Raw genomic sequence first — 10,069 nt, 5'->3', positions numbered from 1 at the left:
CGGTGGTGCCGTCGGCTGCCAGCACGCGCACGGTGCTGCCGGCTTCGGCACGGCCGGTGACCACGGTGCCGTCGCCATTGATCAGCAGTTCGCTCGGGGCGACCGGTGCGGTGATGTCCGGTGCGCTGATCGACGTTGGCAGGGACGAAACTCCCTCATCATCGATCGCCACCACGTCCAGCAGTTCGCCATTGGCCTGAATCGGGTCAAGTGCCACGGTGAAGCTTCCATCGGCACCTGCGACCACGCTGCCGAGCAGTGTGCCATTGGCATCATGTACTTCCACGCGGGTGCCGGCAGGTGCAGTACCGCTGATGCTGCTGCCATCTTCGGCGAAGACCAGATCGCTTGGGCTGGCTGGGGCGGTAGTGGCCGGCACTTCGAACTGCAGTGCCTGCGAGGCGTTACCGCTTGGGTCGCTCTGCACCAGGCTCAGTTGCTCACCCGGCTGGGCTGCCGGATCGAGGTCGACGAGGAAGGTGCCGTTGGCCGCCACCACACCGGTGCTGATCACGCTGCCACTGGCATCGCGCACTTCGACGGTCGCACCTGGTTCACCACGGCCGCTCAGGGCGAGGCCACCGGCGCCTACGATGATGTCGCTTACCGCCTCGGGCGGTGTGATGTCCGGTGCATCGAATTGCAACGGCGCCGAGGTGTTGCCGGCGGCATCCACCAGGCGCACGTCCAGTGCTTCACCGTTGGCCTGGGCAGGCGAAAGGGAAAGGCTGAACAGGCCGTCGGCGCCGACCAGGCCGGTACCGATCACGGTGCCGGCGGCATCGCGCACTTGCACGGTGGCACCGGGTTCACCGCGCCCGGTGAAGGTGACGCCGTTGATCAGGGTCAGCTCGATGGGCTGCGCAGGGGCCTGCAGGTCCGGGGAATTGACCGAAGCGGGTGGCGACACGTTGCCGGCGGCATCGGCCAGGGTCACTTGCAACGCGCTGCCGTCATTCACGGCAGGGTCCAGGGTGATGGTGAAGCTGCCGTCCGCCGCAACGGTGCCGGTGGCCAGTACATTGCCTGCGGCATCCACAACCTGCACGGTGGCACCGGGCTCGCCGCGACCGGCCAGCTGGCTGCCGGCCAGGCCGACTACCAGGTCAGTCGGCGCTGCCGGTGGCGTGATATCGACCCCATCGATATCCGGCGCAGTGACTGCGCTGGTCGCCGAGGTGTTGCCGGCGGCATCGGTTGCGGTCGCTTGCAGCACCTCGCCGTCGACCTGGGCGGGTTCCAGGGCAATGCTGAATACGCCGGTAGGGCCGACCACCACCGTGCCCAGCTCGGTGCCATCAGCGGCCACAACACGTAGGGTGCTGCCCGGTTCGGCGCGGCCGGTGATGACGCTGCCATCAGCGCTGACGGCCAGATCGCTTGGGGCGGCCGGTGCGGTGATATCGGGAGCGTTGATCTGCGTCGGCAACGAAGACACGTCGTCGACATCGATCGCCACCACATTCAGCAGTTCGCCGTTGGCTTGAGCAGGGTTGAGCTCGATGCTGAAGCTGCCATCGGCATTGGCCGTGGCGGTGCCGATCAGTGCACCGCCGGCATCGTGCACCTCGACGCGGCTGCCGGCAGGGGCAGTCCCGTTGAGGGTGGTGCCATCGGCATCAATGACCAGACCGCTCGGGCTGACCGGGGCGGTAGTGAGCGGCACTTCGTATTCGAAGGCGAGCGAAGCGTTACCGCTTGGGTCGACCTGAACCAGGCTCAGCTGCTCGCCAGGTTGTGCGGCCGGATCCAGGCTGATCAGGAAAGTGCCATTGGCGGTGACCACGCCACGGCCCAGCAGGTTGCCATCGGTATCACGCACTTCCACGGTGGCGCCGGCTTCGCCGCGGCCACTCAGGGCCGTGCCGCCCTGGCCTACCAGGATATCGCTGACGGCATTCGGTGGGGTGATATCCGGGGCGTTGTATTGCAGCGGTGCCGAGGTGTTGCCGGCGGCATCCACCAGGCGTACGTCCAAAGCTTCGCCGTTGGCCTGGGCAGGGGACAGATTCAGGCTGAATGTGCCGTCTTCGTTGACCACGCCACTGCCGATGATAGTGCCGGCTGCATCACGCACTTGCACGGTAGCGCCCGGCTCGCCGCTACCGGTGAAGGTCACGCCGTCGGCCAGGGCCAGTTCGGTTGGTTGGGCAGGGGGCAACAAGTCAGCCGAGGTTACCGAGCCCGGCTGCGAAATATTACCCGCCGCATCGGTCAGGGTGACTTGCAGGGTGCTGCCGTCAATTACGGCAGGGGCCAAGGCGATGATGAAGGTGCCGTCGGCGCCGACAGTGCCGGTGGCGATGATATTGCCCTCGGCGTCACGGACCTGCACGGTGCTGCCGGCTTCGCCGCGGCCGCTGAGTTGGCTGCCGGCCAGGCCGACTACCAGATCAGTCGGCGCTGCCGGTGGTGTGGTATCAACCCCGTCGATGTCCGGCGCGGTAACTGCGCTGGTCGCCGAGGTGTTGCCGGCGGCATCGGTTGCGGTCGCTTGCAGCACCTCTCCGTCGACTTGTGCGGGTTCCAGGGCAATGCTGAATACGCCGGTCGGCCCGACTACGGCAGTGCCCAGTTCGGTGCCATCGGCGGCCACGATGCGCACGGTGCTGCCTGGCTCGGCGCGGCCGGTGATGACGCTGCCATCGGCGCTGACGGCCAGTTCGGTCGGTGCAGCAGGGGCAGTGATGTCCGGAGCGGTGACCTGGGCAGGCAGCGAAGAAAGACCGCTGTCATCGATCGCGACCACATCCAGCAGTTCGCCATTGGCTTGAGCTGGATTGAGCTCGATGCTGAAGCTGCCATCGGCATTAGCGATGGCACTGCCGATCAGGGTGCCGTTGGCGTCATGCACTTCGACGCGGCTGCCTGCCGGGGCAGTACCGGTGAGGGTGGTGCCGTCGGCATCGATGGCCAGGTTGCTCGGGCTGTCCGGAGCGGTGGTCAGCGGCACATCGTACTCGACGGCCACGGACGCATTGCCGCTTGGGTCGGTCTGCACCAGACTCAGTTGGTCGCCGGGTTGGGCGGCCGGGTCGAGGTCGATAAGGAAGGTGCCGTTGGCACCGACCACGCCAGTGCCGATCACGCTGCCGCTGGCGTCACGTACTTCGACGGTGGCACCCGGTTCACCGCGGCCGCTCAGGGCCAGGCCTCCGGCGCCGACCACGATATTGCTCACCGCCTCGGGCGGGGTAATGTCCGGTGCATCGAATTGCAGCGGTGCCGAGGTGTTGCCGGCGGCATCCACCAGGCGCACGTCCAGTGCTTCACCGTTGGCCTGGGCGGGCGCCAATGTGACACTGAAGAGCCCGTCCGCACCCACTACACCAGTCCCGATGAGGGTGCCGGCGGCATCGCGCACCTGCACGGTAGCGCCCGGCTCGCCGCGACCGGTGAAGGTCACGCCATCGGCCAGGGCCAGTTCGGTTGGTTGAGCCGGCGGCAGCAGATCGGCGGAAGCCACGGAGCCCGGCTGCGAAATATTGCCAGCAGCGTCGGTCAGGGTAACTTGCAGGGTGCTGCCGTCAATTACGGCAGGGGCCAAGGCGATGACGAAGGTGCCGTCGGCGCCGACAGTGCCGGTGGCGATGATATTGCCCTCGGCGTCACGCACTTGCACGGTGCTGCCGGCTTCGCCGCGACCGCTGAGTTGGCTGCCGGCCAGGCCGATCACCAGATCGACAGGCGCCTCAGGTGGCGTGGTGTCGCCGCTGTCGATATCCGGCGCGGTGACCGAGCTGGCGACAGAGGTGTTGCCGGCGGCATCGGAGGCAGTAGCTTGCAGCACTTCGCCGTCCACTTGCGGCGGGTCAAGGGTGATGCTGAACACACCCGTTGCACCCACGACGGCAGTGCCGATCTCGGTGCCATCGGCGGCCACGATGCGGACGGTGCTGCCGGGTTCGGCGCGGCCTGTAAGCACGGTACCGTCAGCGCTCACAGCAAGTTCGGTTGGTGCAGCAGGGGCAGTGATGTCCGGAGCTGTGACCTGGGCAGGCAGCGAGGAAAGACCGCTGTCATCGATCGCGACCACATCCAGCAGTTCGCCATTGGCCTGGGCGGGGTTGAGTTCGATGGTGAAGCTGCCATCGGCGTTGGCGATGGCGCTGCCGATCAGGGTGCCGTTGGCATCGTGGACTTCGACGCGGGTGCCAGCCGGTGCGGTACCGGTCAGGGTGGTGCCGTCGGCATCGATGGCCAGGTTGCTAGGGCTGTCCGGAGCGGTGGTCAGCGGTACATCGTATTCGACGGCCACGGACGCATTGCCGCTTGGGTCGGTCTGCACCAGGCTCAGTTGGTCGCCGGGTTGGGCGGCCGGGTCGAGGTCGATCAGGAAGGTGCCGTTGGCACCTACCACGCCGGTGCCGATCACGCTGCCGCTGGCATCCCGTACTTCGACGGTGGCGCCTGGTTCACCGCGGCCGCTCAGGGCCAGGCCTCCGGCGCCGACCATGATGTTGCTCACCGCCTCGGGCGGGGTAATGTCCGGTGCATCGAATTGCAGTGGTGCCGAGGTGTTGCCGGCGGCATCCACCAGGCGTACGTCCAGGGCTTCGCCATTGGCTTGGGCGGGCGCCAATGTGACATTGAACAGGCCATCCGCACCCACCACGCCGGTGCCGATGATAGTGCCGGCTGCATCGCGCACCTGCACGGTAGCGCCTGGCTCGCCGCGACCGGTGAAGGTCACGCCGTCGGCCAGGGCCAGTTCGGTGGGTTGAGCGGGCGGCAGCAGGTCGGCCGAGGTCACGGAGCCCGGTTGAGAAACATTGCCCGCCGCATCGGTCAGGGTAACTTGCAGGGTGCTGCCGTCCACGACGGCGGGGTCCAGGGCCAGCACAAAGGTCCCATCCGACCCTACCGTGCCAGTGGCCAGGACATTGCCTTCGGCGTCACGCACTTGAACAGTGGTGCCGGCCTCGCCGCGACCGCTGAGCTGGCTGCCGGCCAGGCCGATCACCAGATCGACAGGCGCCTCAGGTGGCGTGGTATCGCCGCCGTCAATGTCCGGTGCAGTGACCGAACTGGCTTCTGAAGTGTTGCCTGCGGCATCGGAGGCGGTAGCTTGCAGCACTTCGCCGTCCACTTGCGGCGGGTCAAGGGTGATGCTGAACACACCCGTTGCACCCACGACGGCAGTGCCGAGTTCGGTGCCATCGGCGGCCACGATCCGCACGGTGCTGCCGGGTTCGGCGCGGCCTGTAAGCACGGTACCGTCAGCGCTGACAGCGAGTTCGGTCGGTGCAGCAGGGGCAGTGATATCTGGAGCGGTGACCTGGGCCGGCAGCGAGGAGAGACCGCTGTCATCGATCGCGACCACATCCAGCAGTTCGCCATTGGCCTGGGCGGGGTTGAGTTCGATGGTGAAGCTGCCATCGGCGTTGGCGATGGCACTGCCGATCAGGGTGCCGTTGGCATCGTGGACTTCCACGCGGGTGCCGGCGGGTGCGCTACCGGTGAGGGTGGTGCCGTCGGCATCAATGGCCAGGTTGCTTGGGCTGTCTGGTGCAGTGGTCAGCGGTACATCGTACTCGACGGCGACCGAGGCGTTACCGCTTGGGTCGGTCTGCACCAGGCTCAGTTGGTCGCCGGGTTGGGCGGCCGGATCCAGGTCGATCAGGAAGGTGCCGTTGGCACCGACCACGCCGGTGCCGATCACGCTGCCGCTGGCATCGCGTACTTCGACGGTGGCACCTGGTTCACCGCGCCCGCTCAGGGCGAGGCCAGCGGCACCGACGACAATATTGCTCACCGCCTCGGGTGGGGTGATGTCCGGTGCCTCGAATTGCAGCGGCGCCGAGGTATTGCCGGCGGCATCCACCAGGCGTACATCCACGGCTTCGCCGTTGGCCTGGGCAGGGGAGAGGGTCAGGCTGAACAGCCCGTCCGCACCCACTACACCAGTGCCGATGAGGGTGCCGGCAGCATCGCGCACCTGCACGGTAGCGCCCGGCTCGCCGCGACCGGTGAAGGTCACGCCATCGGCCAGGGCCAGTTCGGTTGGTTGAGCTGGCGGCAACAAGTCCGCCGAGGTTACCGAGCCCGGCTGCGACACGTTGCCAGCAGCATCGGTCAGGGTGACTTGCAAGGCGCTGCCGTCAATTACGGCAGGCGCCAATGCGATGATAAAGGTGCCGTCGGCGCCGACAGTGCCGGTGGCGATGGTATTGCCCTCGGCGTCATGCACTTGCACGGTGCTGCCGGCTTCGCCGCGACCGCTGAGCTGGCTGCCGGCCAGGCCGATCACCAGATCGACAGGCGCCTCAGGTGGCGTGGTGTCGCCGCCGTCGATGTCCGGTGCAGTGACCGAACTGGCTTCTGAAGTGTTGCCTGCGGCATCGGAGGCGGTAGCTTGCAGCACTTCGCCGTCTACCCGTGGTGAGTCAAGGGTGATGCTGAATACACCCGTTGCACCCACGACGGCAGTGCCGATCTCGGTGCCATCGGCGGCCACGATCCGTACGGTGCTGCCGGGTTCGGCGCGACCTGTCAGGACGGTACCGTCAGCGCTGACGGCCAGTTCGGTTGGTGCAGCAGGGGCAGTGATGTCCGGAGCGGTGACCTGGGCCGGCAGCGAGGAAAGACCGCTGTCATCGATCGCGACCACATCCAGCAGTTCGCCATTAGCCTGGGCGGGGTTGAGCTCGATGGTGAAGCTGCCATCGGCGTTGGCGACGGCGCTGCCGATCAGGGTGCCGTTGGCATCATGCACTTCGACGCGGCTGCCAGCCGGGGCAGTACCGGTCAGGGTGGTGCCGTCGGCATCGATGGCCAGGTTGCTCGGGCTGTCCGGAGCAGAGGTCAGCGGCACATCGTACTCGACGGCGACCGATGCGTTACCGCTTGGGTCGGTCTGCACGAGGCTCAGGTGTTCGCCGGCCTGCACGTCGAGTTCGAGCAGGAACGTGCCGTTGGCGGAGACCACTCCACGGCCCAGCAGGTTGCCATCGGCATCGCGCACTTCGACGGTGGCACCGGGTTCACCGCGGCCGCTCAGGGCCGTTCCCCCGGCGCCGACCAGAATGTCGGTGACGGCTTCGGGCGGGGTGATGTCGGGCGCGGTGAATTCCAGAGGAATCGAGCTGTTGCCGGCGGCATCCACCTGGCGGATATCCAGGGCTTCGCCGTTGGCCTGGGCAGGCGCCAGGGTCAGGCTGAAGGTGCCGTCGGCGTTGACCAGGCTAGTGCCAATGATATTGCCGGCCGCATCGCGAACCTGCACGGTGGCGCCGCGCTCCCCACGGCCGGTGAGGGTGACGCCGCTGGCCAGGGCCAGGTCGGTGGGCTGGTCTGGGGCGGTGGTATCAGGGGTGTCGACGTCCGGGGCAGTGATGCCGGCGGCCGGTGAAGTATTGCCGGCTGCGTCGGCGGCGCTCACTTCCAGGGCCTGGCCATCGGTTTGCGGTGGTTGCAGGGCGATGCTGAACTGGCCATCTGCACCCGCGACCGCCGTGCCCAGCAGCACACCGCCGGCGCCACGCACGGAAACTGTCGAGCCGGGCTCGGCGCGCCCGGTAAGGGTGCTGCCCTGCCCATCGATGGCCAGCTCGGTCGGGGCCAGTGGTGCCGTGGCGTCCGGGGCCGTGACGGTGCCGGGCGCCGAGACATTGCCGGCGCCATCGGTCAGGGTGACGTCAAGGTTCTCGCTGTTGATCTGCGGCGGGTTGAGCGCAACATCGAAACTGCCATCGGCAGCCACTGTGCCGCTGCCGATCAGGTTGCCGGCTGCATCACGGATGTTCACGGTGCTGCCGGCTTCGCCGCGCCCGGTCAGGCGCAGGCCATTTGGGGATACCAGCAGGTCGATCGGTGTGGCCGGTGGCGTGGTGTCGCCCGGCTCTGATCCGCTACTGCTGCCGCCACCGCTGTGATCGGCCGCCGCTGCCGCACCGCCGACACCGAGCAGGCTGAGCCCGGCAATCGCCCAGGTGGGCATGGCGCTACCGGCACTGCCGATACCCGCCACCAGCTCGTCCAGCGAGGCCACGTCTTCGAAGGTGAAACCGGTAAACGCCGCCGCATCGTACTGGGCATGCCACAGGGTGCCGTCTTCGCCGACAAAGACAATATCGCTGCCAACCCCGGCCTGGTCCACGGCGAAGAAGTTGCCGATAGTCACTTTTTCACCCGACTTCAGCGTGACGATCAGGTCTTGCCCGCGCTGGGTGACGGTGGCTACCTGGTCAGGGGCCACAGGCATCTGTACGACGCCCGGTCCGTTAAGCGTGATGTTGCCAAAGGCGTTCTGGGTGGCGACTGCGGATTGCTTATCGGCGACGACGATGTTGTCCATGGATGCTCCCTGCTGGTATGCGGATCCCCCGGCCCGAACTATTCGGGCCACAACCGGCGCAACAGAGCCCTTTACCGGGCGTTGAGCACAGCCTCGACCGGCTAGTCGAGATTCGGGTGGTTAGGGAGATATAGCAGCCAGGCGGGAAGCAACCAGATGGCTTTCTGGGTTAATCCTTTGGTAGAGAGGCCTCAGCGAAGCGCCAGCCTGCGGGCCAGGCGGCTCAGATTTGCGCGGTCCAGGCCCAGTTCTCGCGCAGCCGCTGCCCAGTTGTCCTGGTGCCGTTGCAGGCAGGCCTCGATCACCTGACGCTGGTAGAGATCGAGCGCTTCGCGCAGCCCGCCTTCGGGCAGGGATAGCACTGCAGGCGGGGCTGCGGGGGAGGGCAGGGCGCCCGTGGTCGTCGCCACGCGCAGGTCCAGGTCGGTGGCTTCAAGCGTCAGGATACGCGGCCGTTCCGGGTGCTGGCCCATGGCTTTTAGCGCCGAGCGGCCGATCAGGTGTTCCAGTTCCCGCACATTGCCTGGCCAGTCGTAGGCCAGCAGCGCGGCCTGGGCTTCGCTGCTCAGGCGCAGGCTGTTCAGGCCCAGGCGCGAACGGTTCTGTTCAAGGAAGTACCCCGCCAATAGCAGCACATCGCGGCCACGTTCGCGCAATGGCGGTACGTGCAGCGGATACACACTGAGCCGGTGATAGAAGTCGGCGCGGAAGTTGCCATTGCGCACTTCCGCTGCCAGGTCACGGTTGGTGGCGGCAATCAGGCGCACGTCCACGCGGTGCTCGCGGTCCGAACCCAGGCGCTGCAGCTGGCCGCTTTGCAGCACGCGCAACAGCTTGGCCTGCACCGTCAGCGGCAACTCGCCCACTTCGTCGAGGAACAGCGTGCCGCCGTTGGCCAGTTCGAACTTGCCGCGGCGCTCACCGTGCGCGCCGGTGAATGCACCGCGCACATGGCCGAACAGCTCGCTTTCCACCAGGGTGTCCGGCAAGGCGGCGCAGTTGAGGCTGACCAGCGGCTTGTCAGCGCGGGTGCTGGCCTGATGCAGGGCCTGGGCCACCAGTTCCTTGCCGACGCCGGTTTCACCGGTAATCAGTACGGTCAGGTCGCTGCCGCCGACCAGGCGGATTTCCTCCACCAGGCGCTTGTGGGCAGGGCTCTGGCCGATCAGCTCTTTATCCTGGCCGCTGGCCTGGCGGTAAATTTCGGCGCGGTGGTGTTCGTCTTCGGCGCGTAGCGCCAGGTGCTCGATGCGCTCGGCCACGGTAACTGTGGCCGCGGCCAGGCTGGCGAAGGCCTGCAGGGATTCCAGCTCCAGGCTCTGGAACTGCCCGGGGGTGAGGGCATCGAGGGTGACCAGGCCCCAGGGGCGCTCATCGACCATCAAAGGGCAGCCCATGCAGTCATGCACTTCAAGGTGGGCATCGGCTGCGTTGACCAGGCCATCGTAGGGGTCTGGCAGGTCCGAGTCGCTGGCGAAACGGGTAGGCTCCGGGCGGCTGAGCAAAATCTGGAAGCGCGGGTGCTCGCTGACCCGGAAGCGCCGACCCAGGGTGTCGGGGCTAAGGCCGTCCACCGCCAGTGGTACCAGCCACTCACCGTCCAGGCGCAGCAGCGCGGCGGCGTCGCATGGCAACAGCGAACGCATGGCCTGCAACAGGCGGCGGTAGCGCTCCTGGTCGGGCAAGTCGCGCGACAGGTCGCTGACCAGCGGCAGCAGGGCGGTAAGCAGTGGCTTTGTAGTCATATGGACTCCTGTTGGTCGATATGACTAT

2 protein-coding genes are annotated in these 10,069 nt (G+C 67.1%); both read right to left on the bottom strand.

Going from position 1 to position 10,069, the window contains the following annotated elements; genetic code table 11:
- Window positions 1–8,296: Ig-like domain-containing protein (locus HP546_RS06280; RefSeq protein ID WP_172221217.1), on the bottom strand; the 8,296-nt coding region annotated here is incomplete at its 3' end.
- 191 nt (window positions 8,297–8,487) lie between these two features.
- Window positions 8,488–10,041 carry a nitric oxide reductase transcriptional regulator NorR gene (gene norR / locus HP546_RS06275; protein ID WP_172221193.1) on the bottom strand — a complete coding sequence of 518 codons (1,554 nt, stop codon included), beginning with the start codon at window positions 10,039–10,041 and terminating at the stop codon, window positions 8,488–8,490.
- Between the last annotated feature and the right edge of the window lie 28 nt (window positions 10,042–10,069).

Origin of the sequence: Pseudomonas sp. CM25 (assembly GCF_013179705.1) — a bacterium.
In the GTDB taxonomy this organism is placed as follows: domain Bacteria; phylum Pseudomonadota; class Gammaproteobacteria; order Pseudomonadales; family Pseudomonadaceae; genus Aquipseudomonas.
Note: the sequence above shows the minus strand (reverse complement) of the source record. Positions and strands in the feature narration are given on the sequence as shown.